The 22,486-nt window shown below is 69.6% G+C and carries 23 protein-coding genes; 10 read left to right on the top strand and 13 right to left on the bottom strand.

From position 1 onward, the window contains the following. Nucleotides 1–5: 5 nt before the first annotated feature. From ABS642_RS12200 to ABS642_RS12190, 3 genes are all read right to left on the bottom strand, one after another. Nucleotides 6–479 (bottom strand): helix-turn-helix domain-containing protein, encoded by a 474-nt coding sequence (locus tag ABS642_RS12200; RefSeq protein ID WP_350350268.1) that lies wholly within the window; start codon nucleotides 477–479, stop codon nucleotides 6–8. Nucleotides 480–628: 149 nt separating this feature from the next. Continuing rightward, complete coding sequence (purD, locus tag ABS642_RS12195) at nucleotides 629–1,906, bottom strand: phosphoribosylamine--glycine ligase (protein WP_350350267.1); 1,278 nt, start codon at nucleotides 1,904–1,906, stop codon at nucleotides 629–631. A gap of 169 nt (nucleotides 1,907–2,075) precedes the next feature. After that, the gene (locus tag ABS642_RS12190) at nucleotides 2,076–2,756 is read right to left on the bottom strand and encodes a CoA pyrophosphatase (protein WP_350350266.1); all 681 of its coding nucleotides are present in this window, start codon (nucleotides 2,754–2,756) and stop codon (nucleotides 2,076–2,078) included. A gap of 68 nt (nucleotides 2,757–2,824) precedes the next feature. Here ABS642_RS12190 and ABS642_RS12185 point away from each other — a divergent pair, with 68 nt between their 5' ends. Then, the gene (locus ABS642_RS12185) at nucleotides 2,825–3,196 is read left to right on the top strand and encodes a sterol carrier family protein (RefSeq protein WP_350350265.1); all 372 of its coding nucleotides are present in this window, start codon (nucleotides 2,825–2,827) and stop codon (nucleotides 3,194–3,196) included. Nucleotides 3,197–3,286: 90 nt separating this feature from the next. On the opposite strand, the gene ABS642_RS12180 is transcribed toward ABS642_RS12185, so the two are convergent. From ABS642_RS12180 to ABS642_RS12170, 3 genes are read right to left on the bottom strand one after another with little or no spacing between them, the layout of a single operon-like run. Next, the gene (locus tag ABS642_RS12180; RefSeq protein WP_350350264.1) at nucleotides 3,287–4,066 is read right to left on the bottom strand and encodes a heme ABC transporter ATP-binding protein; all 780 of its coding nucleotides are present in this window, start codon (nucleotides 4,064–4,066) and stop codon (nucleotides 3,287–3,289) included. Next, nucleotides 4,057–5,145: an iron ABC transporter permease gene (locus ABS642_RS12175; protein ID WP_350350263.1), complete on the bottom strand. Its 1,089-nt coding sequence runs from the start codon at nucleotides 5,143–5,145 to the stop codon at nucleotides 4,057–4,059. Before ABS642_RS12175 ends, ABS642_RS12180 begins: the two co-directional genes overlap by 10 nt. Then, nucleotides 5,142–6,248, bottom strand: coding sequence for an ABC transporter substrate-binding protein (locus tag ABS642_RS12170; protein ID WP_350350262.1), 1,107 nt, complete (start codon nucleotides 6,246–6,248; stop codon nucleotides 5,142–5,144). Before ABS642_RS12170 ends, ABS642_RS12175 begins: the two co-directional genes overlap by 4 nt. Nucleotides 6,249–6,409: 161 nt before the next feature. Between ABS642_RS12170 and ABS642_RS12165 the strand changes: the two genes are divergently transcribed. Together ABS642_RS12165 and ABS642_RS12160 are read left to right on the top strand one after the other, a co-directional pair. Further along, nucleotides 6,410–9,787 carry an HtaA domain-containing protein gene (locus ABS642_RS12165; protein WP_350350261.1) on the top strand — a complete coding sequence of 1,126 codons (3,378 nt, stop codon included), beginning with the start codon at nucleotides 6,410–6,412 and terminating at the stop codon, nucleotides 9,785–9,787. Nucleotides 9,788–9,939: 152 nt separating this feature from the next. After that, nucleotides 9,940–10,254 (top strand): potassium transporter Trk, encoded by a 315-nt coding sequence (locus ABS642_RS12160; RefSeq protein WP_350350260.1) that lies wholly within the window; start codon nucleotides 9,940–9,942, stop codon nucleotides 10,252–10,254. 11 nt (nucleotides 10,255–10,265) lie between these two features. Here the strand turns inward: ABS642_RS12160 and ABS642_RS12155 are convergent, their stop codons facing one another. Continuing rightward, the gene (locus ABS642_RS12155; protein WP_282214823.1) at nucleotides 10,266–10,871 is read right to left on the bottom strand and encodes a zinc-binding alcohol dehydrogenase; all 606 of its coding nucleotides are present in this window, start codon (nucleotides 10,869–10,871) and stop codon (nucleotides 10,266–10,268) included. Between the two features lie 86 nt (nucleotides 10,872–10,957). Here ABS642_RS12155 and purM point away from each other — a divergent pair, with 86 nt between their 5' ends. The 4 genes from purM to ABS642_RS12135 are packed head-to-tail and all read left to right on the top strand — an operon-like array spanning nucleotide 10,958 to nucleotide 16,322. Beyond that, on the top strand, nucleotides 10,958–12,088 hold the full coding sequence (purM, locus tag ABS642_RS12150) for a phosphoribosylformylglycinamidine cyclo-ligase (RefSeq protein WP_282214822.1): 1,131 nt from the start codon (nucleotides 10,958–10,960) through the stop codon (nucleotides 12,086–12,088). 6 nt (nucleotides 12,089–12,094) lie between these two features. Next, nucleotides 12,095–13,567 (top strand): amidophosphoribosyltransferase, encoded by a 1,473-nt coding sequence (purF, locus tag ABS642_RS12145; protein ID WP_350350259.1) that lies wholly within the window; start codon nucleotides 12,095–12,097, stop codon nucleotides 13,565–13,567. Next, nucleotides 13,564–14,865 carry an MFS transporter gene (locus ABS642_RS12140; RefSeq protein WP_350350258.1) on the top strand — a complete coding sequence of 434 codons (1,302 nt, stop codon included), beginning with the start codon at nucleotides 13,564–13,566 and terminating at the stop codon, nucleotides 14,863–14,865. The genes purF and ABS642_RS12140 overlap by 4 nt, the downstream gene beginning before the upstream one ends. Nucleotides 14,866–14,918: 53 nt before the next feature. Further along, nucleotides 14,919–16,322 carry a DUF222 domain-containing protein gene (locus ABS642_RS12135; RefSeq protein ID WP_350350257.1) on the top strand — a complete coding sequence of 468 codons (1,404 nt, stop codon included), beginning with the start codon at nucleotides 14,919–14,921 and terminating at the stop codon, nucleotides 16,320–16,322. A gap of 65 nt (nucleotides 16,323–16,387) precedes the next feature. Here ABS642_RS12135 and ABS642_RS12130 read toward each other — a convergent pair whose 3' ends face one another. Further along, nucleotides 16,388–17,188, bottom strand: a complete 801-nt coding sequence (locus ABS642_RS12130; RefSeq protein WP_350350256.1) for an MOSC N-terminal beta barrel domain-containing protein — start codon at nucleotides 17,186–17,188, stop codon at nucleotides 16,388–16,390. 58 nt (nucleotides 17,189–17,246) lie between these two features. Here ABS642_RS12130 and ABS642_RS12125 point away from each other — a divergent pair, with 58 nt between their 5' ends. After that, nucleotides 17,247–17,582, top strand: coding sequence for an L-rhamnose mutarotase (locus ABS642_RS12125; protein ID WP_350350255.1), 336 nt, complete (start codon nucleotides 17,247–17,249; stop codon nucleotides 17,580–17,582). A gap of 64 nt (nucleotides 17,583–17,646) precedes the next feature. On the opposite strand, the gene ABS642_RS12120 is transcribed toward ABS642_RS12125, so the two are convergent. Then, on the bottom strand, nucleotides 17,647–17,832 hold the full coding sequence (locus ABS642_RS12120) for a DUF3073 domain-containing protein (protein ID WP_282214816.1): 186 nt from the start codon (nucleotides 17,830–17,832) through the stop codon (nucleotides 17,647–17,649). Nucleotides 17,833–17,979: 147 nt separating this feature from the next. Between ABS642_RS12120 and ABS642_RS12115 the strand changes: the two genes are divergently transcribed. Beyond that, a complete protein-coding gene (locus ABS642_RS12115) occupies nucleotides 17,980–18,528 on the top strand; it encodes a universal stress protein (protein ID WP_282214815.1) in 549 nt (182 codons plus the stop codon). Nucleotides 18,529–18,558: 30 nt separating this feature from the next. Here the strand turns inward: ABS642_RS12115 and ABS642_RS12110 are convergent, their stop codons facing one another. The 4 genes from ABS642_RS12110 to ABS642_RS12095 all read right to left on the bottom strand — a co-directional run bounded on the left by ABS642_RS12110 (nucleotide 18,559) and on the right by ABS642_RS12095 (nucleotide 21,446). Further along, nucleotides 18,559–19,131 carry a hypothetical protein gene (locus ABS642_RS12110; protein ID WP_350350254.1) on the bottom strand — a complete coding sequence of 191 codons (573 nt, stop codon included), beginning with the start codon at nucleotides 19,129–19,131 and terminating at the stop codon, nucleotides 18,559–18,561. Nucleotides 19,132–19,241: 110 nt separating this feature from the next. Next, a complete protein-coding gene (locus ABS642_RS12105; RefSeq protein ID WP_282214813.1) occupies nucleotides 19,242–19,874 on the bottom strand; it encodes a PadR family transcriptional regulator in 633 nt (210 codons plus the stop codon). Beyond that, nucleotides 19,871–20,713, bottom strand: a complete 843-nt coding sequence (locus tag ABS642_RS12100; RefSeq protein ID WP_282214812.1) for a DUF4097 family beta strand repeat-containing protein — start codon at nucleotides 20,711–20,713, stop codon at nucleotides 19,871–19,873. The genes ABS642_RS12105 and ABS642_RS12100 overlap by 4 nt, the downstream gene beginning before the upstream one ends. A 157-nt stretch (nucleotides 20,714–20,870) precedes the next feature. After that, complete coding sequence (locus ABS642_RS12095) at nucleotides 20,871–21,446, bottom strand: hypothetical protein (protein WP_350350253.1); 576 nt, start codon at nucleotides 21,444–21,446, stop codon at nucleotides 20,871–20,873. A 153-nt stretch (nucleotides 21,447–21,599) separates the two neighbouring features. On the opposite strand from ABS642_RS12095, the gene ABS642_RS12090 reads away from it, so the two are divergent. Next, nucleotides 21,600–22,379: a MerR family transcriptional regulator gene (locus ABS642_RS12090; protein ID WP_350350252.1), complete on the top strand. Its 780-nt coding sequence runs from the start codon at nucleotides 21,600–21,602 to the stop codon at nucleotides 22,377–22,379. Nucleotides 22,380–22,486 lie beyond the last annotated feature (107 nt).

Raw genomic sequence — 22,486 nt, 5'->3', positions numbered from 1 at the left:
CGCGGTCACGCCGGGTCTCCCGCGAGCAGCGCGAACGGGGCATCGCCCATGCTGCGGCGTGCCCAGCGCGTGCTGTCGGCGTCGAGCGGCGCCGCGCACGAGGCGCACCAGTCAGCGGATGCCGCGACCTCGCCGCACCGCCCGCATGTCACCGTCAGCCCCCATTCGCCCTCGGGATCGGTGGCGCGGGTGAAGCGCGCGTAGGCGTGCAGGATCGGAAGAGTCTCGCGGCCGGCATCCGTCATCCGGTAGCCGGATCGCGGGTCGTCGTTGCGGAGGAGCAGACCGGCGTCGACCATCGAGGTCAGGCGCCGGGCGAGCACCGAGTCGGCGGCTCCGGTGGCGTCGCGCAGCTGATCGAAGCGGCTCCGGCCCGAGAACAGCTCGCGCAGGATCAGCAGCACCCAGGGGTCGGCCAGCACATCGGCGGAGCGGGCGATCGGGCAGGTCGTGGAGGACCAGTCGGAGCGGAGCGGCATCCGCCTACTTTCTTGAAGAAAGCGAGCGAAGTCAACAGCGTGACCTCCGGAAGTCGGAGGATGGCAGGAATCTCGGATGATTCGGCAGGAATCCTCCGAGAAACGTGCGATCGCCCGAATTCCGGCGGAGGAGGAGCCGGGTCGGGAGACTACTCCGCGACGCGGGCGGCGATGTCGGTCCGGTAGTGCGAGCCGTCGAGGCGGATGCGCCCGATCGCCTCGTAGGCGCGGTCGCGCGCGGTGCGGAAGTCGGATGCCACGGCCACGACGTTCAGCACCCGGCCGCCGGTCGCGACCAGCGATCCGCCCGGCGCGTCCGGGCTCGCGGTCGCGGCATGCACGAGGCGCACGCCCTCGACCGCAGCGGCATCCTCGAGTCCTTCGATCGGGCGCCCGGTCTGCGGAGCCTCGGGGTAGCCCTCGCTCGCGAGCACGACCGTGATCGCGACGTCGTCGCTGAAGACCGGCTGCGGCTGGTCCTCGAGGGTGCCGGATGCCGCGGCGAACAGCAGCTCGGACAGCGGGGTCACGAGGCGGGGCAGCACGATCTGCGTCTCGGGGTCGCCGAAGCGCGCGTTGAACTCGATCACGCGGACACCGGCGGGAGTGAGGATGAGGCCCGCGTAGAGCAGGCCGATGAACGGGGTGCCTTCGGCGTCGAGCTGACGGATGACAGGGAGCGCGACGTCGCGGGTGACCTCGTCGACGAAGGCCTGCTCGCTGCCGAACTGCTCGGCGAGCCACGGCAGCGGCGAGTAGGCGCCCATACCGCCCGTGTTGGGGCCGGCGTCGCCGTCGAGCGCGCGCTTGAAGTCCTGCGCGGGGCTGAGCGGGCGGACCGTGTCGCCGTCGCTCAGGAAGAACAGCGAGACCTCGGGACCGGACAGGAACTCCTCGACCAGCACGGGACCCGAGGGGAGATAGTGCTCGGCGTGGGCGAGGGCTTCCGCGCGGTCGGACGTGACGATGACACCCTTGCCCGCGGCCAGTCCGTCGGCCTTGACCACGTACGGAGCGCCGAGCTCGTCGAACGCGGCCTCGACGTCGGCGATGGTGGAGGCGCGCACGGCGCGCCCGGTCGGCACGCCCGCGGCATCCATCACCCGCTTCGCGAACGACTTCGAGCCCTCGAGCTGCGCCGCCGCCTTGCCCGGTCCGAACACCGGCACGCCGTGCGCGCGCAGGGCATCCGCGACGCCGGCGACCAGCGGAGCCTCGGGTCCGACAACGACGAGGTTGATCGCGTGCTCGTTCGCGAACGCGGTCACCGCCGCGCCGTCGAGCGGATCGACCGTGACGGGGGTGGCGTCCTGCGCGATGCCGGCGTTGCCGGGGGAGACGAGGATCTCGTGCTCCACCTGCTCGGCTCGCAGAGCGAGGATGATCGCGTGCTCACGAGCACCGGAACCGAGGACGAGAATCTTCACCGGTCCAGCCTACCGAGGGCGGCCGTCGCGTTTCGGTGTGCGCGTGCGGCGTTCACAATTCAGTCGAATCGGGATGGAAGGTGCCTGCCGGGGGAGTTCCGGTGCGTTCCGGACGAGTTCTTGCTGAATTGTGAACACCGATGGACGCTCTCTCGCCCCGCGGTGCGGGTCAGAGCTCGATCGGCCGCTCGACCGTGCGGTCCCAGGGCTGAGTCCAACCGGCGGCGTCGAAGAGGGCGTCGAGCACCATGGCCGTGAAGCCCCACACGATCGTCCCGTCGACATCGAACGCGGGGCCTGAGAACGTCTGCCCCATCCGGTGCAGGGTCGAGGTGAAGCGGGTCTCGGGGTCGAGAAGCTGTGCGACGGGGACGCGGAACACGTCCACGGTCTCGGCGTGATCGACCGCGACGACACGGGAGGGCGACCGCCACCAGCCGAGGACAGGGGTGACCAGGTGGTTGCTGGCCGCGAGGGGGATCTCCGGCAGCGTGGCCAGCACCTCGACGCCGGCAGGGTCGAGTCCCGTCTCCTCCTGCGCTTCGCGGAGCGCGGTGGCGATGGCATCGGCATCCTGCTCCTCGCGTCGCCCGCCCGGGAACGAGACCTGACCGGGGTGCGACGACAGGGTGGCGGCCCGGCGCTGCAGCAGCACGTCGAGATCGGCGGCGACGGTCCGCTCGTCGGTCCGTGCCGGGATGCTGTCGAGCCGGCCGAAGAGCACCAGCACGGATGCCGGATGGGCGCCCATGGGGACTGCGGGGAAGCCCTTCGTCCACCCGTCGCTGCGCTGCGCGGTCGCGAGCAGCTCGGCGCGGGCGCCGTGCAGGGTGTCGGGGTCGGGGCTCATCGACTCGAGCCTATTCCTGTCCGGTGGGGTCGGGGCGAGCGCTCGACCGGAGGCGTACCCTCGTTCTCATGCCTTCCCGCAGGATCGACATCATCGACGGACGCTCGGCCCTCGACGCCGTGCGCGCCGCGGATGCCGCCGGCTCGACGCCGCAGCGCACCGATCTCGCCACCGCCGTGCGCTACCTGCTGCAGCTGCTCGACGAGAAGGCCCCGGGCAACAGCGTCGAGGTGCGTGTGCCGCCGTTCGGCGCCGTGCAGGTCATCCAGGGGCCGCGGCACACCCGCGGGACGCCGCCGAACGTCGTCGAGATGGATGCCGCGACCTGGATCGCCCTCGCGACCGGCGCCGAGGCCTGGACGGATGCCGAGACGGCCGGCCGCATCGCGGCCTCGGGTACCCGCGCCAGCCTCGTCGACGTGCTGCCCCTGCGGCCCTAGCCTGCGACGTGACCCCTTCGACAAGCTCAGGAATCCAGGACTGGGTTGCTGAGCCTGCCGAAGCATCGTCGGGTGGGACGGTCACGTGCCTCAGCGCCGCGCGACGACCAGGGGCACGCCGGTGACGGGGTGCGGGAAGACATCGACCGGCTGGCCGTAGACCTCCTCGATGCGCGCGGCCGTGAGGACCTCGGCGGGCATTCCGGACGCCACCACGCGGCCCTCCGACAGCAGCGTCACGCGATCGGCGTGCGCGAGGGCGGCGTTCAGGTCGTGCAGCACGATCGCCACGGCGACCCCGGCGTCGGCTCGTGCTCTGATCAGGCGCATCACGTCCTCGTGGTGCTTGAGATCGAGCGCGGCCGTGGGCTCGTCGAGCAGCAGGATGCCGGTGCTCTGGGCGATGACGCGGGCGAGAGCGACGCGGGCGCGCTCGCCGCCGGAGAGCGAGGTCACCGCCCGGGCGCGCAGCGCCGTCACCTCGGTCAGGTCCATCGCCGAGGCGACCGCGAGATCGTCGTCGTCCGCGGCGGGGGTGCGAGCCCAGGGCGTCCGCCCCATCCGCACGACCTGTTCGGCGCTGAACGGGAAGGTCACGGCGTTCTCCTGCAGGAGCACGGCGCGCTGCTGAGCCAGGATCCGTGCGCGCACGCCGCCGATCGGCTGATCGTCGAGGGCGACCTCGCCGGCCGCCGCGGGGACATCGCCGGCGAGCACACCGAAGAGCGTGGTCTTGCCGGCGCCGTTCGGTCCGACGAGCGCGTGGATCTCGCCGGCGCGGATCTCGATCGCGGCATCCTCGAGGATCGCGCGGCCCTCGCCGACCCGCACCGTGAGCCCGGTGCCGCGCAGCCGCACGGTCACGCCCATCCCCCCGAGCGTCGACGCGTGCGCACGAGCAGCCAGAGGAAGAAGGGCCCGCCCACGAGCGACGTGATCATGCCGATCGGCAGGTCGGCCAACGGCACGGCGGTCCGCGCGACGAGGTCGGCGACGGCGATGAGCAGCGCGCCTCCGACCGCCGACGCGATGACGAGCGGCAGGTGCGCGGGGCCGATCATCATGCGCATCAGGTGCGGCACGACGAGACCCGCGAAGCCGATGATGCCGGCGAAGGCGACGGCCGCGCACACCAGGATCGCGACCGTGACGATCACGACCATCCGCAGCAGCTCGACGTTCAGCCCGAGGTGCCGGGCGGTGCGCTCGCCGAGTGCGAAGAGGTCGAGGCTCGGCGCGACGATGAGGGCGACGACGACGCCGATCCCCACGAGTGGGGCGATCAGCTGGATGTTCGACCACAGGGCGCCGTTGAGCGAGCCGAGCTGCCAGAACACGATCTGCTCGCGGGTCGACGTGCTGCCGAGGAACGTGAAGAACGCCATGCCCGCTCCCGCGATCGCGTTGATCGCGATACCGGTGAGCAGCAGCGTCACGACCTCGGTGCGCCCGCCGGAGCGGCTGAGGAAGTACACCGCGAGCACCGCCGCGAGGCCGCCGAGGAAGGCGAAGGCCGGCGTGGTCCACATCCCGAACGTGGCAAGGCCCAAGGTGATGCTGCCCGCGGCGCCGAGGGCCGCACCCGACGAGACGCCGACGACGCCGGCATCCGCCAGCGGGTTTCCGAAGATCGCCTGCATCAGCACACCCGAGACGGCCAGGGCGGCGCCGACGAGGAGTCCGAGCACGAGCCGCGGCATCCGGATGCTGTTGATCACGCCGTAGTCCGTCGAGGCGGACGGAGCCCAGGCGGTGTCGATGCCGATGCCGTGCAGGAGCACGCCGATGAGGTCGGCGGGGGAGAGGTCGTACTGTCCGCTGGTGATCGATGCGATGCAGGTGACCGCGAGCGCGACGACCAGGCCGACCATGACCAGGACGAAGCGCAGTCCCCGATGTGCACCCGGCGTCGAGGTGACGACCTCCGAGGTCGCTCCCGCCGAGGTCACTTCTGCGGCTCGGGCGCGTACAGGGCGCGAGCGAGTGCGCTGATGACGTCGGCCGAGCGCGGGCCGAAGCTGAGGATCTCGCTGTCGGCCATGTCGATCACGCGACGGTTGGCGCCGGCGGGCGTCTCGGCGACCGCGGGGATCCGTTCGATGAGTCCGTCGATGCCGCCGACCGATTCCAGGCCGTCGGTCATCATCACGAGCACATCGGGGCGTGCGGCGACGAGCGCTTCTGCGGTCATCGGCTTCATACCCTCCCAGCCGATCTCGCCGGCGACGTCGACACCGCCGACCGCCTCGATCAGCGAATCGGCACCGGAGTCCTCACCGAAGATGTAGTAGACGTTCGCGCTGCCGCGCACGTAGAGGAACAGCATCCGAGCGCGATCCTCCTCTGCGGTGGGGACCACGTCGGCGATCTCGGCGAGGGAGGCGTCGAGCGCGAGATCGAGCCGTTCGATGAGCGCTTCGCCGTGGCTCGGCACACCGAGGGCTGCGGCGATCTCGGTGACCAGCTCGTCGGTCGTGTCGATGCGGCGGTCGCTGGAGATGACGACGACGGTGATCCCGGCGTCGCGCAGCTGCTGGCGGATCTCCTTCGGACCGATCGAGGTGTCGGTCAGGATCACGGTCGGGGCGAGCTCGAGGATCGCCTCGGCGTTGAGGGTGTGGCCGGTCTTGGTCACCACGGGAAGGTCTTCCGTGCCGGCGAAGCCGGTCGACGAGTCGCGGCCGACGACCTGGTCGCCGAGGCCGAGGGCGAACACCGTGGCGGCGATCGTGCCCGAGATGTCGATCGGGAGGATGCGATCGACGTCGGTGATCTCGACCTCACGACCTTCGCTGTCGGTCACGGTCGCCGGCAGTTCCGGCGCGGTGTCGTCGTCGACGGCCTCGATCGCCCGGCTCGACAGGCAGGCGGTCGACCCGCCCGTGACCGCGCGCACGTCGTCGACCAGTGCGAGGGACGAGAGTGGAGCGGATGCCGACGGGCAGGAGTCCGTCGCCTCGGATGGGGCTGCCGCGGTCGGACCCGGCTCGGCGCACGCGGTGAGGCCGACGGCGAGTGCAGCGGCGAGGAGGAGGGCGAAGACGCGACGCATTAGGCAAGGCTATCCTAAAACTTGACGCGCTCCGTGGGCTCCCCTACGCTCGGGACCATCGGCTTCTTAGCTGAGCCTAACCAAACCTCATCCCTTCGCCCGACTGCATTGCGGCACCGCCGGCGCGCGTGTCCGCGTGCCCCGGGGTCCGGAGAGAACCCGTGAACGACACAGCCATTCCCCTTCGAGCGAGCAGCCGCCTTCGCGTGCTCATCGCCGCTCTCGTCTCCTTCCTCCTCGTCGCTGCGGGAGCAGTGGTCGCCGCCCCCGCGCACGCCGCGGACGGCAGCGTCGGCGCGAGCGTCACGGACGCCTCGACGTCGGGTGTGACCGTGCAGGTGGAGGCATCCGGGCTCCCGGACGTCGCCGGCGCATATGCCGCGCTCATCGTGAAGGGCACCGAGGGGTCGATCTCGGCGGGCGGCGGATACGCGGCGTTCGCGATGCCGTTCCCCTCGGTCAGCGGCGGGGCGACCTCGTTCACGCTCACGGCTCCCGCCGGATCGCTGGACCGCACTCAGGCCTACGAGGTGCTGGTCTGGCAGCAGCACTCGAACCCGGACGCGACGACGATCTACGCCCGGGGCGACGTGGAGATCACCGCGGAGCAGTGGGATGCCGTCTTCGGCGTGGAGCCGGGAACCGACCCCGGGACTGATCCGGGCACGGATCCGGGGACCGATCCCGGTACCGACCCGGGAACCGACCCAGGGACTGACCCGGGGACCGACCCGGGTACCGACCCGGGCACGGATCCCGGCACCACGCCCCCGGCATCCGCTGCGCTCGAGGTCTTCCTCGACGACGGCACGACCCCGGTGGCGGACACCGTGCTCCAGGCCGGCGACACGATCGTCGTGAAGGGTTCGGGTTACGACCCGACCGCGAACGTCGGTGGACGCGGGGCTCCGATCCCGGCGAACCTTCCCCAGGGCACCTACGTGGTCTTCGGCAACTTCGCCTCGAACTGGCAGCCGTCCGGCGGCGCGGCATCCGCGACACGCTCCGTCGGTGCGCAGGGATGGGCCCTTTCGGAGTCCGTGCTGGATCAGGTGCCGGCGCAGTATCAGGGCGCGATCCGGGCGCAGTGGGTCGCGCTCGCCGATGACGGCACGTTCCAGGCCACGCTCACGCTGAAGGACGCCGCGGCCACCCCTGGTTCCTATGGCGTCTACACCTACGGGGCCGGTGGCGTCGTGAACGCCGACCAGGAGCGCAGCGTCGCCCTGAACTACGTCATCCCGCCGAAGATCGCGATCTCGGCCGCCCTCGCGACGGCCGAGCCCGGCATCACCGCATCCGTCACGGGAACGGGCTTCGGCAGCGCCACCGGCGTCTACGCGGCGCTGATCGAGACGGGCACCGAGGCGGATGTCACTGCCGGCGGCGGGTTCCTCGCGATGCAGTACGTGCGCGGGATCTCGGGCGGTGCGTTCGGGGTCGACCTGACTGCTCCGGTCGACCAGCTCGACCGCACGAAGACCTACGAGGTGATCGTGTGGAAGCAGCACACGATGCCGAATGCCGACACCATCCTCGCTCGTGGGGCGGTCGCGATCAGCGACGCCGACTGGGATGTCCTGTTCCCTGTCGAGGTGCCGACGGTCGAGACCACGGTCAAGACCGCCACCGCTGCGGATGGCCTCACGGTCACGGCCGCCGGCTCGGAGATGGGCACGAATCCCGGCGCGTACGTCGCGCTTATCGAGGCCGGCACCGAGGCGGGCGTCACCGCCGGCGGCGGCTTCCTCGCCATGAAGTACGTCCCCAGGATCAGTTTCGAGACGTTCTCCGTCGACCTCACGACGGCCGCCGTCACGCTCGACCGGACGAAGACGTATGAGGTGATCGTCTGGAAGCAGCACACCCTCCCGAACGCCGACACGATCCTCGCGCGCTCGACGGTCACGATCACCGAGGCGCAGTGGGACGCGCTGCTCGGAAAGAAGCCGGAGGAGCCGAAGCCGCCCGTGACCCCCGTCACGCCGCCGGCGAACGTCCCCGGCGGCTCGCTGCGCTGGGCGATCTCCTCGTCGTTCGCCGACTACGTCACCGGTCCGATCGCGCAGGGCTCGATCTCCGTGTCGGGCGGCGCGACGCGCTCCGGCGGACAGTTCCAGTTCGGCCAGTCCGTCGGCGGCGACTTCGACGTCGCGACCGGTGTCGGCAGCGTCGTCTACCGGGGCTCCGTGCGCTTCACCGGCCATCACGGGGTGCTCGACATCACACTCTCCGACCCGGTGATCCGCGTCACGTCCTCGAACAGTGCGACGCTCTTCGTGTCGAGCGGCGGGTCGCAGGTGGCCTTCGCGACGCTCGACCTGGGGAATGCCGTGCGCACGACGGCGAACGGTGCCGTGAGCTACACCGCGGCTCCTGCTGCGCTGACGGATGCCGGGCGCGACCGGGTTCTCTCGGGCAACTCGACCAGGCTCAACCCGGTCAGCTTCACGATCGGCTCCGCATCGGCGGCGCCGGCCGGCACGTCGGGCACGATCGCCGCGGCATCCGTCACGAAGAAGCCGACCCTCCCGGCCACGCCTCCCTCCGCCGAGGGGATCGTGATCGACGAGAAGAACCTCGCCGCGCTGGGAGCGGGCAAGGCGGCGACCGTCGCCGCCGCGGGCTTCCAGCCGAACGAGGAGGGAATCCAGGTCGTCGTCTACTCGACGCCGATGCTGCTCGAGACCGTGAAGGCGGATGCCACCGGCGTCGCGACCTGGTCGGGCACGCTGCCCGCCAGCCTCGAGGACGGGGCGCACACGCTGACGCTGCAAGGATCCGTCGACCGCGGCCTCGCCTTCACGCTGAACCGGGCGGCGACCGTGATCGGCGCCTGCACGGTCGAGGGCGCGACGCTGAAGTGGGGCTACAAGGAGTCGTTCCGCACGTACATCGAGGGCATCGCGAAGGGCGGCTGGACGCTCACCGACGTGGCGTACCAGTACCCGGACTACGTCTGGGAGTCCGGCGCCGGCTCGTTCGACGACAAGACGCTCGCCGGGCTCGTGACCTTCGGCGGAGCCATCGCCTTCACGGGCCACGAGGGTGCGCTGAACACGACGCTGGCGAACGCGCGGATCGAGCTCGCCGGCGACACCGGATTCCTCGTTTTCGACGTGACCGGCACGACGCAGGATGGCGCGAGCGTCGACCAGAAGGGCGTCCGCCTGGCGGAGTTCGCCCTGGCGGATGCCGCGGTCGTCGACGGGGCGCTGTCGCTCGATGCCGTGCCCACCACTCTGACCGCGGCCGGTGCGGCGGCGTTCGGCACGTATGCCGCGGGTGAGGCGCTCGACCCGGTCACCGCGGTGATCCCGGTGAATGCCGAGTGCGGATCAGCGGCGCCGGCCGAGGGCGAGTCCGACGCGACCGCCGCGGTCACGGCCGTGTCGGCACCGGCAGCCGCGGAGGGTGCCCCGGTGTGGCCGTGGATCGTCGGCGGCCTGGTCGTCGTCGCGCTCGCCGCCGCGGGCGGGGTGCTCATCGGCCGCCGGAGCCGCACGAGCGGTGCCGCCGAGGTGACGACCGAGGTCTGATCCGATCGGGCCGCAGCGTCACATCTGCAGGTCCGGATCACGGTTGCAGGTCGGAATCGACGATTTCGACCTGCAACCGTTCCTTCGACCGACAGGCGAGCCCGTCCGCACATCCGGTGTCGTGCCCTGCAGAACGGTGGGACAATGGAGGCATGGCCCCCACCGACACCCACCGCACCGTCGAGGCGACCGTGCGTCGCGTGCCTCGCTACGGCGTGCTCATGGGCATCGGCGTGGTCGTCGGCATCATCGCGGCCGCCATCCTGACCTGGAGCGGCAGCTTCGAGCAGTCGCAGGCGCTCGACGTCGTCTACCCGCCCGGTCAGGTCTTCGGCTTCCTGCTGCTGTGGACGGTGCCGATCGGTCTCGCGCTCGGGGGCGTCGTCGGCATCATCATGGAGCGCGTCGCGCGCCGTCACGATCGCGTCGTGAAGGTCGACCGGGAGACCGTCGTCGAGACCGACTGATCGGTCGCCGACTAGGCCAGTTCGGCGATCACCGGACGGATCGCGGCGTCGAACGCCACGACATCGCGCCGGAGCCCGTCTGTCACCGCGACCGTGAGGGCGCCGACCCACCATATGCCGCGCTGCGAGAACGGCAGCACCTGCACGTTCAGCTCGAACGAGTGCGCCCGGCGTCCGACCTCGCGCTCGAACTCGGCGATGGCGCTCGCGTAGGCGCGATACGCATCGCCGCCGGTGTGGCTCTTCATCGAGTTCACATAACGATCGTGGGCGGCCCGCGCATAGCGGAGGACGGATTCCCCGTGCGGGGCGACCGCCGCAGTGAGCTCCTCCGCTCCGGTCGCAGGCAGCGCGACGAGCGTGTCGAAGCCGTCGACGAGCTCGAGCGGCACCCCTGACGGGTGGGCGCGCGGCTCGACGGTCATGTCCCAGTAGTCCCGCCACTGCGCCTCGACGGCGGCGGACGCGTCGGTGGCATCCGGTGCCCGCACGGCGAGCTCGCGAAGGCTCGGGAGGTCCTCAGGTGCCCGGATCCCGAGCGTCTGGCGCAGCGCGAGCGCGACGAGCACCGGAACGCTCGCGTCTTCGCGGATGAGCCACTGCGGCTTGTCGGCCATGGCCCCATCGTAGGCGGGAGCGGGGCCGCCGTCCGAGCTCTGTTCCGGCGGAGAGTCGAGGTGCCCGCGGGCGGTAGGCTGGAGGCGTGGCTGCCTCCCCCACCAATCCCTATTCCGAAGCCGGCGTCGACACCGCTGCAGGTGATCTCGCCGTCGAGCTGATGAAGTCTTCCGTGCGCGCGACGCACGGCCCTGAAGTGCTCGGCGGTGTCGGCGGATTCGCCGGCCTGTTCGATGCCAGCGCGTTGCGCGACTTCCGTCGTCCGCTGCTCGCGACCAGTACCGACGGCGTCGGTACGAAGGTCGCGATCGCGCAGGCGATCGACAAGCACGACACGATCGGCCAGGACCTGGTCGGCATGGTCGTCGACGACATCGTCGTGGTGGGCGCGAAGCCGCTCTTCATGACCGACTACATCGCCTGCGGCAAGGTGTTCCCGCAGCGCATCGCCGACATCGTCCGCGGTATCGCCGAGGCGTGCGCCGCGACGGGCACGGCGCTCGTCGGCGGCGAGACGGCCGAGCACCCCGGACTCCTCGGCCCCCGCGACTACGACGTGGCCGGTGCGGCCACGGGTGTGGTCGAGGCCGACGCGATCCTGGGCGCCGAGCGCGTGCAGGACGGCGACGCGGTCATCGCCGTCGCCTCCAGCGGACTGCACTCCAACGGGTTCTCGCTCGTGCGTCACATCATCACCGGTGCCGGGATCTCCTATGGAGACAACGCGGCCGACCTCGGCACGACGTGGGGCGAAGCGCTCCTGGAGCCGACCCGCCTGTACACGCTTCCCCTGCTGCGTCTGATCGAGGGGCTGTCGGGCGGCGTGCATGCTCTCAGCCACGTCACGGGCGGCGGAATCGCGGCGAACCTCGCACGCGTGCTCCCGCAGGGCACCTGGGCCGAGGTCGACCGCAGCACGTGGTCGCCGAGCCCGGTCTTCCGCGTGCTCAGCGACATCGCCGGGTCGACGCTGGAGTCGGCCGAGGGCACCTGGAACCTCGGCATCGGCTTCCTGGCTGTGATCGCCGCAGACAAGAAGGATGCCGCGATCGCGGCGCTCGGCGCCGAGGGCATGCCCGCATGGCAGGTCGGCACGGTGCACTTCGAGGGCGGCGCGGCAGGCAGCCGCCCGGCAGGAGAGTTCGAACAGGGCGCCAAGGGCGTCGACGGTGGAGCAGTGCGCCTGGTGGGCGCCTACGCGGACGGAGCGAAGTAAGAGCCCATGTGCGGCATCGTCGGAATGGTGGGGTCCGCCCCGGTCAATCAGGACATCTACGACGCACTCCTGCTGCTGCAGCATCGCGGCCAGGATGCGACGGGCATCGCCACGGCGGAAGCCAACGGCGTCATGCACAACGCGAAGGCGCAGGGCATGGTGCGCGAGGCGTTCCGCACGCGTGACATGCGCGCGCTGCTCGGCAACGTCGGCCTCGGCCATGTGCGCTACGCCACGAAGGGCACCGCCTCGAACGAGGAGGAGATGCAGCCGTTCTACGTGAACGCCCCGTACGGCATCATCCTCATCCACAACGGCAATCTCACCAACACGCGCGAGCTGACCGCCGACATGGCAAAGCGCGACCGTCGTCACCTCAACTCGTCGAGCGACACCGAGCTGCTGCTCAACGTGCTCGCCGGTGAGCTGCAGACGACCACCTCGACCGTCGACCTCGACTCCGAGCGGGTCTTCGAAGCCGTCGCCCGCACACAGGCGCGCATCGAGGGCGCCTACGCCGTGATCGCCGTGATCGCCGGCTACGGCCTGCTCGCGTTCCGCGATCCGTTCGGCATCCGTCCCCTCATCCTCGGGCGTCGCCCGTCGACCGTCGAGGGCGCGGAGGGGCGCGACGAGTGGGTCGTCGCGAGCGAGTCGCTCGTGCTCGAGAACGGCGACTACGAGGTCGTCCGCGAGGTCGAGCCCGGCGAGGCCGTCTTCATCACGAACGACGGCGAGATGTTCAGCAAGCGGTGCGCATCGGAGGTGCACCTCGCTCCGTGCGCCTTCGAGTACGTCTACCTCGCCCGCCCCGACTCCGTCATGAACGGCATCTCGGTGTACGAGTCGCGCCTGCGCATGGGGGACCGCCTCGCCGACACGATCGCCAAGCACGTGCCGATGGACAAGATCGACGTGGTCATGCCGATCCCGGACTCGTCGCGCCCCGCCGCGATGGAGGTCGCCCGCAAGCTGGGCATCGAGTACCGCGAGGGCTTCTACAAGAACCGCTACGTCGGCCGCACCTTCATCATGCCGGGGCAGGCGGTGCGCAAGAAGAGCGTGCGGCAGAAGCTCAACGCGATGTCGACCGAGTTCCAGGGCAAGAACGTCCTGCTGATCGATGACTCCATCGTGCGCGGCACGACGTCGAAGGAGATCATCCAGATGGCTCGGGATGCCGGAGCCGCCTCGGTCACCTTCGCGTCCGCTGCGCCGCCCGTCCGGCATCCGCACGTCTACGGCATCAACATGCCGTCGCGGCACGAGCTCATCGCGCACGGGAGGACCATTCCGGAGATCGCGGAGGAGCTCGGCTGCGACCACCTGGTGTACCAGGAGGTCGAAGACCTCAAGGCCGCGATCATCGAGGGCTCCGTCCTGACGGATCTCGACATGAGCTGCTTCGACGGCCGCTACGTGACCGGCACCGTCTCCGACGAATACCTCGCCTGGGTGGAGGGGTCGCAGACCTCGTGACGTCGAGGCCGCTCTGGCAGGGGAGGGCTCTCGCGCTCGTCGGGATCGTGCTGGTCGCGTTCTCGCTGCGATCCGCCGTCGCCTCGCTGTCGCCGGTGATCGACCACGTGGCCGAGGATTTCCCCGTCTCGCCGGTCGTCGTCGGTCTGATCGGGGCCGCGCCGCCGGTGTGCTTCGCGGTCTTCGGACTGCTCACCCCGCTGTTCGAACGGCGCTTCGGCCTGGAGCGCGTCGCGGTGACCGCCATCGCGCTGATGGCGGCCGGGATGCTGCTGCGCGGGTTCGCGGTCGACTCCGTGACCCTCCTGGCGTCGACCGCGCTCGTCTTCGCGGGCGTCGGTTCCGGGAACGTGCTCCTGCCGCCGCTGGTGAAGAAGTACTTCCCCGACCGCATCGGCCTGATGATGACGGTCTACTCGACGACGCTGGCGATCTCCACGTTCCTGCCGCCGTTGGTCGCCGTGCCGGTCGCCGACTCGCTCGGCTGGCGCCTGTCGCTCGGCATGTGGGGCGTCGTCGCGGCGGTCTCGCTGCTGCCGTGGGTGACGCTGGCCCTGCGCGAGCGCCGCTCCCCGATGGCTGCGCCGGTCGAGGACGACGACATCGATCCCACCGACGGACGCCATGACATGCAGGATGCCGTGGCGGTCGCGACCGGTCCGATCTCGACCGCTCCGGCGAATCCGCGGTACTTCGCCCGGCTGTGGCGGCTGCCGCTGGCCTGGGCGCTCGCGCTCGTCTTCGGCACGTCGTCGACCATGGCGTACGTCTCGTTCGCCTGGATGCCGACGATGCTGGTCGACATCGGCGGAGTCACCCCCGCGACGGCCGGACTGCTGCTCTCCCTGTTCGCGCTCGTCGGTCTGCCGTGCTCGATGATCGTGCCGGTCCTCGTCGTCAAGTACCAGGCGACGCGTCCGCTGTTCTTCGTCGGCGTGATCGGCGGTCTGGTGGGCCTGGCTGGATTCCTGTTCGTGCCGACCGTGGCGCTGCCGCTGTGGGTCGGCATCTTCGGACTCTCGGCGATCATGTTCCCGCTGAGCCTCGTGCTGCTCAGCATCCGCGCACGCACGCCCGAGAGTGCTGTCGCGCTGAGCGGCTTCGTGCAGAGCATCGGCTACGCGATCGCCGCCGTCTTCCCCCTGCTGATCGGGATGCTGCACGAGACGACAGCCGGGTGGCAGGTGCCGATCTTCGTCGTCGCGGCCGTGCTCGTGCTGTCCATCCCCGCCGGGATCGTCGCCGGCCGTCGGCGCACGATCGAAGACGAGTGGGAGCGTCGGCGCGGTCGCTGGTGATGTCCGGTAGCTAGTATGCTGCCATATTCGAACTTATGTTCTAATCTGGGGGTATGGCACAGCGACGAACGGATTTCGACCTCGATCTCGAGGAGCGTGGTCGTGTGCTGGATGCGTGGGTGGAGAAGAAGCGGCAGATCGCGGTGCTGGAGTGCGAGGCGATGGGGCTACTCGTGGATCAGATCGGGATCCATGATGCGGATGTGGCCGGGAGTCCGTTTCATCGGGATGCGATCTACCGGTCGATGGTCGCGGAGTTCTCCGCCGCAGGGCGGATCCCTCAGGGGCCGGTCGAGTTCGCGTTCACGGACGCCCGCACGGTGAGTGGCGAGTTGCCCGCGGTGTGGGAGGCATTCGGGGCGGGGCGGATCAGTGCCTCTCATGTGCGGGAGATCTGTCGGGCGAGTGCGATCGTGTCGGAGGCGATCCGCAACAAGAAGGCGGATGCCGACCTGATGGGTTTGTACGAGGCGGCGGTGCTGGTATTCGCCGAGCGGGAGACCGCTGCCCGCACCCGGGCGCACGCGGCGCAGGTCGCGGCGGCGCTGGTCGGGGAGACGGTCACGGACCGGCATAAGCGGGCGGCGGGTGAGCGGGGTGTGACGGTCCGCTCGGTCGGTGACGGGCTGGCGTTGTTGACGGCGGTGTTGCCGGAGTGGCTTGCTGTCGCGATCGCGGACCGGTTGGCGCAGATGGCCCGACAGGTGATCCGGAACCGTGCGGGCCGTGCTTCCGCTGCCACACCGGGCGACGAGCCCCGCACCGACACCGGCTGCAACGTCAACCGCGACGAGGGCAAGATCTTCAGCGACGACACGTTCGCCACCGACCCCGAGACAGACACCGATTCAGACACGGAAGCTGTCCCCGCGGACACACGGACGTGGGATCAGGTGCAGGCGGATCTGTTCGCCGACCTCCTCCTCACCGCCGACCCGAGTGCGGTGCATGGTGACGGGCTGGACAACATCCAGGGGCGCATCCAGGTGACGATCGCCGGGACCACGCTGGCCGGGGCGGATGACCGTCCGGCGGAGCTCGACGGGCACGGGCCGATACATCCCGATATCGCGCGGGATCTCGCCGGGCGGAATACTGGCTGGTCGCGCTTGTTCCTCGATCCGGACGGGATGGTCACTCAGACCGACACGTACTCCCCGACGGAGGGGATGCGGCGGTTCCTGCGTGCTCGGGATCAGCATTGCCGGTTCCCCGGCTGCCGGATGCCCGTGCACCGGTGCGACATCGACCACAACCACGACCACGCCCGAGGCGGCAAGACCCGGATCGACAACCTCGCCCACCTCTGCCGCCGCCACCACACCCTCAAACACCCCGACATCCCCGACACGCACCAGTGGAGTGCCCACCAAGAGCGCGACGGCACCATCACCTGGCACAGCCCCCTCGGCCGCCACTACACCGACCGACCCACCCACCGCGTCATGTTCATCTGAGGCGACAGGGCGACCCGAGAGCGCGATCCGGGCTCAGCCGACGCGGCTCGCCCGCCGCGGGTGCGTCAGGCGGCGAGCACCTCGTCGCCGAGGCGCACGACACCCTCCGCGGATTCGTCCGCGGGGAGCAGCAGTCGCCCGAGGGTGGGCTCGTCCTGCGCGAACGCTTTGGTGAGGGTGGTCAGGACCTTGGCATCGCGCACGCCCGTGTCGGGGTTCGCGTGCGTCGCCAGGCAGCGCACGATGGGACCGGCCGTCCGGAACGTCACGCTGCCGATGCGCACTTCGCCCGCCCAGTCGAGCTCCGCCCACGGGGCGACGCCGTCGATGATGATGTTGGACCGGAAGCGACGGTCGTCGGCCGGAAGATCCAGCGCCTCGCTCAGAGCCCGAGTGCTGCCGTGGCTGTGCACCGACACGTACCCGCGCGCACGATCCTGGAATCTCGACGTCTCCCCGTCGCCCACGAGGACGAGAGGGAGTCGACCAGGACGCTGCAGTCGTCGACCTTCCCGAGTGGAGAGCACGAAGTCGGTGACCGCCGACACGAGCTCGGCCCGGCCGTCATCGTCGATGCCCGCCTCCGCGAGCACGCTGCCGTCGTGTTCGACCCTCAGACGCCTTGACGCATCGTCATAGCTCGTGCGCAGCGCGGCCAAAGCCGGGAAATCCTGCAGAGCGAGGCCCTTGGACTTCGGCCAGTAGTCGAGACCGCCGTCATCCTCCGGGGTGACCGCATCGGCGAAGCGGAACGCGAGCACCCGGTCGCCGGCGACCCTGCCATCCGCCTGCACCGTGAGCGATTCACGGGATTCGGGGGTGAACCCCTTGATCGGGTGACGGAAGAGAGCAACGACACGAGCCATGAAATGATTCTCGCAGGTCACATCACACGGTCGCCGGGGTCACCGGCTAGGAGGAACCATGCGGATCGCCCTGCACTCGGTCATCGCGGACGGAGCCGTCGATCAGTACCGATCGCATCACGCGCGGATCCCCGATGATCTGCGCGACCTGTTCGCCGAAGCCGGCATCCACGACTGGATCATCTGGCGGTCGGGCAGAAACCTGTTCCACCTGGTCGAGTGCGACGACTTCGACGGGGCGATGCGCATCGTCGACGCCGCGCCCGCGAACGCCGCATGGCAGGCCGATATCGGGCGCTTCGTCGAGGGCTTCCACGGCCCGGACGGGGAGGACGGGTTCCTGCCGATCGAACAGGTGTGGTCGCTGGAGACTCAGCGGTCGAGCGATTCCTGACCCCGATCGCGGACACGACGAAGCCCCCGTGGGTCGCACGGGGGCAGGACGACGGAACAGGCGGTCAGGCCTTTTCCAGCTCGTCCTCGTCTTCGTCTGCGTACTCGTCGGCCCACTTGTCGACGTAGGCGTCTTCGTCAGTCGGGTGAGCCAACTCGCGCTCGAGCGCGGAGTAGTTCACCGACGGACTGTACGCCTTGAGTTCGCGGGCGATCTTTGTGTGCTTCGCCTTCTGACGGCCACGGCCCATACGCCAGACCCCCTCACGATTTCAGCTGCGGGCTACTGAGGCCCGACGCATTTCACGACACCGGATGAAGCCGGTAAGAGTAGCATTCAGAATAGCACGCGGGTACGACCCTCTGGCTGACGCCAGGCTGGTGAACGGAGCGATCTCATGACCGACAGCACCTCCACTCCGTCCGACGAGGCCTCGCAGAACGCGGCATTGCAGAAGGCCGTCATCGTCGGCATGCAACCCGATCAGGATCGGCACGTGATCGACGAGGCTGTCCGCTTCGCCAGATTGCTCGGCGCGCCTCTCGTCGTCGCCCATGTCGACGTCACGCGATTCGTCACCTACGAGGACCCGGATGGCTATGTGCACTCCGCCCCCATCGACATCAACTTCGTCGCGGGGGTGGCCGAGTTCGAAGCCGTGCAGGCGTCAGCCGCGTCCCTGCTCGACGGCACCGGCCTCACGTGGACCGCGCGCCAGCTGGTGGGAGATCCCGCGCTGGCGATCAAGCAGCTCGCGAACAAGCTCGACGCCTCGCTGATCGTGGTCGGCACGCGCAAGCGGGGCATCGGCGAGTCGATCAGGGAGTTCTTCACCGGTTCGGTGGCGGCGCGGCTCACGCATCGGCAGCATCGTTCCGTACTTGTCGTTCCGCTCGGAGAGTCCGTGCCGGACTCGCAGAAGGAGATCTGGCCGGAGACCGTGTAGGTTCTTCCGCTCAGCGGCGCCGTCGTCCTGTCAACGGGTCCAGAGGATCGCCGGGATGAGTTCGGCGGTGGGAGCGAACGCGACCCAGCCGTCGGTGACGAGGATCCCGGAGAGCTCTGCCGGGGTGCTTCCGGGATCCGTCACCCAGGTTCCCTGTTCGGTCTCGGTCGTCCCGTAACCGTTCTCCGCCGTGAGGGCCAGGAACGTCTCGCCTTCGCCCTCGCCGAGTGCCGCCCAGGCGAAGTAGGTCACGGCGTGAGGCTGCCCCTCGTATCCCCACGGGCATTCGATCGCTGCGCCCGTCGGCTCGAATCCGAACTGCGTCCATGGTTTCGCCGCAGGAATGAGCTGCGTGGAGCGCAGGACACGGTCGACCAGGGGATCCAGCATCGTGTCGCAGCTGATGCTCTCGGGCGTCGGCAGGCCGACCGAGGTGTCGGTGGGTTCAGGGGTGGGTTCGGCGCTCGGGGTCGGCGTGGCAGAGGACTCTGCGGTCGGAGGGGCGCTCTCTCCGCCGGTGGAGGGAGCAGGACTGCATCCGGCGAGCACCAGCGCCGTAGCGATCACCACGAAGAAAGGCAGCGGCTTCGTCATCGTCCTCATGCCGTCAGGCTATGACACCTCGGCGATCTCGACGCGTGACAGGCCGTTGCTGCTCCGGCGCAGAGAGGCCCGGTGTCCGCGACGGACACCGGGCCTCTCTGACCGCCCCGTCAGTGGCCGGGGCGGAGGGTGTCGAGAGCGCGGGTCACCGCGTGCGCCGCGGCATCCAATCCGTCTTCGAGTTCGCTGACGACGGATGCCGGGAGCGAGCCGCCCTTCGCCACGTGCGTGCGCAGGTCGGTCCGCACCCGGGCGCGGAACGCGTTGACGACGGCATCCGCACGATGCAGCTCTTCGCGGCTGATGATGCGGGCGTCGTCCGAGGCGGCACGCGGTCGGCTCTTCGCGGCCGAGCGCTCGTCGTGTTCCGCCGAGGCGAGATCGGCCCGAAGGCTCTTCATGGCCTCTTGCACGCTCTGGCGCACCTCGTTCGCGATGAGCCGCACCGAGTCCGTGAGGCCGGCCTCGATGCCGGCGAGGTCGCCCTCACGCGACGCGAGTTCGGCGCGGCCGGCATCGGTGATCGCGTAGATGGTGGTGCGGCCGTCGACGGTCTTCGAGACCAGGCCCTCCTCCTCGAGCTTCGCGAGTCGCGGATAGATGGTGCCGGCGCTGGGGGTGTAGGTGCCCCCCGTGCGGTCGGTGAGCGACTGGATGATGCCGTAGCCGTGCTGGGGCGCCTCCGCGAGCAGCGAGAGAAGGTACAGACGCAGGTCGCCGTGGGAGAAGACGGCGGGGCTCATGATTCCTCCCACTCCGCGTCGTTCGTGATCGATTCGGGTGCGCGGCGGAGCACCGTGACGCCGCCCGACACCGAGTTCGCCCGGAGGTCGACGAAGCGCCCAGCGAGTTCGCCGGTCGTGCCGGTGTAGTTGCTCGGGCCGGAGGAGCTGCGCTCCACGCCGTCGATGAGCAGGCGTCCGCTGAGCGAGCGGATCACGTAGTTCGCGGCGAGCGACTCGTCGAGCCGCACCGTGGTGCCGCCCGAGACCGAGTTCACGGAGATGGTGTTCACATCGCCGGCAGCGTCCACGAGCGTCGAACCCGAGACGATGTCGACGGTCGCCTTGCGCACGGCGCCGGTGACGGCGACATCGCCCGAGACGCTGTTGGCGGTGATCGAACCGGTGAGTCCGCGCACCTGCACATCGCCGGAGACGGAGTTGACGTTGAGGTCGCCGATGAGGGTGTCGACGATGATGTCGCCGGAGACGGTGTTGAGCCGGGCGTCGTTGCGGATGCCGGACACCAGGGCGCCGGCGCTGACGACGCCGAGGTTCAGGGCGATCGAGCGCGGGACGGCCACGCTCACCTCGGCGCGGGGTCCGCCTGAGCCGAAGTTGCGGAAGACCTCGAGGAAGTTGTCCCAGCCGAGCTGCGGGTGGTCGATCTCGACCTCGCCGTCGTGGGACTCGATGCGGAGGTCCTTGGTGGTGACGCCGTGCACCTCGATGCGGATGCCGGGTTCGTCGTGCGCGACGATGTCGACCTGGCCGCCGACGAGGCCGACCTTCAGCCGGCTGATGGATTCGATGTCGATGACGCGTTCCTCGCCGGGGGCGATGAGCCACTTCTCGGTCATGTCTGCTTCTCCTGTGTCGGGGGATCGAGATATATCGTGTGTATCGAGAGTAACACGATATATCTCGATCTTGTCAACGAAAATTCCTGTGTGAATGTCGAGAGGCGCTCTCGACGGATGCGGGAGCGCCTCTTCTACGACAGGGATCGCGTGTCGATCACACCGGCGGGCCGCCGTACTGCGGCGCCATGGTCACCGTGTTGTTCGATGGGTTGAGGTCGAGGCGGCTGCCCGGACCGAGCAGCGTGACGACGTAGTCGGCGGCATCCGGAACCCAGGCGGTCCGGTTCACGACGGCGAACGAGGGCTGGATCGGGATGGTGTCGCCGTTGCCCGGAATGTCGAACGGCAGCGAGAACGTCACGGTGCGCGTGGTGCCGGAGAGCTCCGTCGCGATCTGCTGCGCCGGGAAACCGTCGATCCTCACGCTGGGGTCGTCGATCAGGCGCGTGTCGAAGCTGACGACCAGCGTCGCGTTCGCGACCGGCCCTCCCGCGCTCGTCGCGTCGTACGTGAAGGGAAGCGTGAGGTCGACAGCCTGCGTTCCCTCGGGATTCGTGCCCCCGATGCGATCGCCACCGGGCCGCGCGACGAGCTCGAGATCGATCGCGGTGCTCGCGGCCGCGAGAGGCGTGGCGACGGCGACGGCCATCACCGGGATCGACCATGCCGATGCCTGCAGAATCCTGCGGCGGCTCAGGCCGATCGTCGTCTTCTGAACGATTTCGGGCATGCGTCAGTACCTCCGGCGAGTTGGGGCGGCAGCTCATCCGGCGCCCTGAACAGGCTAGTCGCGCGAATGTGGAACAAATTCCACAAGCGCGCTTGACCTTGACGCGACGTCAACTTCTAGAGTCGAGATATCGACAACGGAAGGAGGATGCAGATGGAGCAGAAGGACTGGTCTATCCAGGAGATCGCACGACTCGCAGGAACCACGAGCCGCACGCTGCGACACTACGACGACATCGGACTGCTGCCGCCGACACGCATCGCGCCCAACGGCTACCGGCACTATGACGCCCCGGCGCTCGTGCGCCTGCAGCGCATCCTGCTGCTGCGGGACCTCGGCCTCGGGCTGCCGCAGATCGCCGGGATCCTCGCGAAGGAGAGCGCAGAGACATCCGCCCTGCAGACCCATCTCGCGCTGCTGCGCGAGGAGCAGGCCCGACTGGCGCGTCAGATCGCGTCCGTCGAATCCACCATCGACGCATTGAGAGGAGGTGAAGAACTCATGGCAGAGAACATGTTCGACGGCTTCGACCACACCCAGTACAAGGAGGAGGTCGAGGATCGTTGGGGTAAGAAGGCCTACGCCGACAGCGACCGCTGGTGGCGGGGCATGACGGATGCCGAGCGCGCCGACTGGCAGCAGCGCGTCTCCGATCTCGGGCGCGACTGGATCGCCGCCGCGGAGAGCGGTGTCGACCCGGCATCCGCCCAGGCTCAGGACGTCGCCCGTCGTCACGTCGAGTGGCTGACGAGCGTGCCCGGCACGCCTGCGGCGGTCCCCGGCGGCGACGTGAAGGGCTACGTGATCGGTCTCGGCGAGATGTACGTCGCGGACCCGCGCTTCGGCGCGAACTACGCGACGGCATCCGGCGGCACTCAGGGCGCGGAGTTCGTCCGCGACGCCCTTCGCATCTACGCGGAGGCGAATCTGTAGCGCTTCGTCCCACCCGCGGCCCCTTTGCGTACGAACCACCCCGTTGTGGTCGTACGCAAAGGGGCCGCTCGCACGCAAGGGGGTGGCTCGGCACCGGGAGGTGGGGC

Source organism: Microbacterium sp. A8/3-1 (assembly GCF_040267695.1).
Taxonomy (GTDB): Bacteria; Actinomycetota; Actinomycetes; order Actinomycetales; family Microbacteriaceae; genus Microbacterium; species Microbacterium luteolum.
This window is presented reverse-complemented; position numbering and strand designations above follow the sequence as displayed.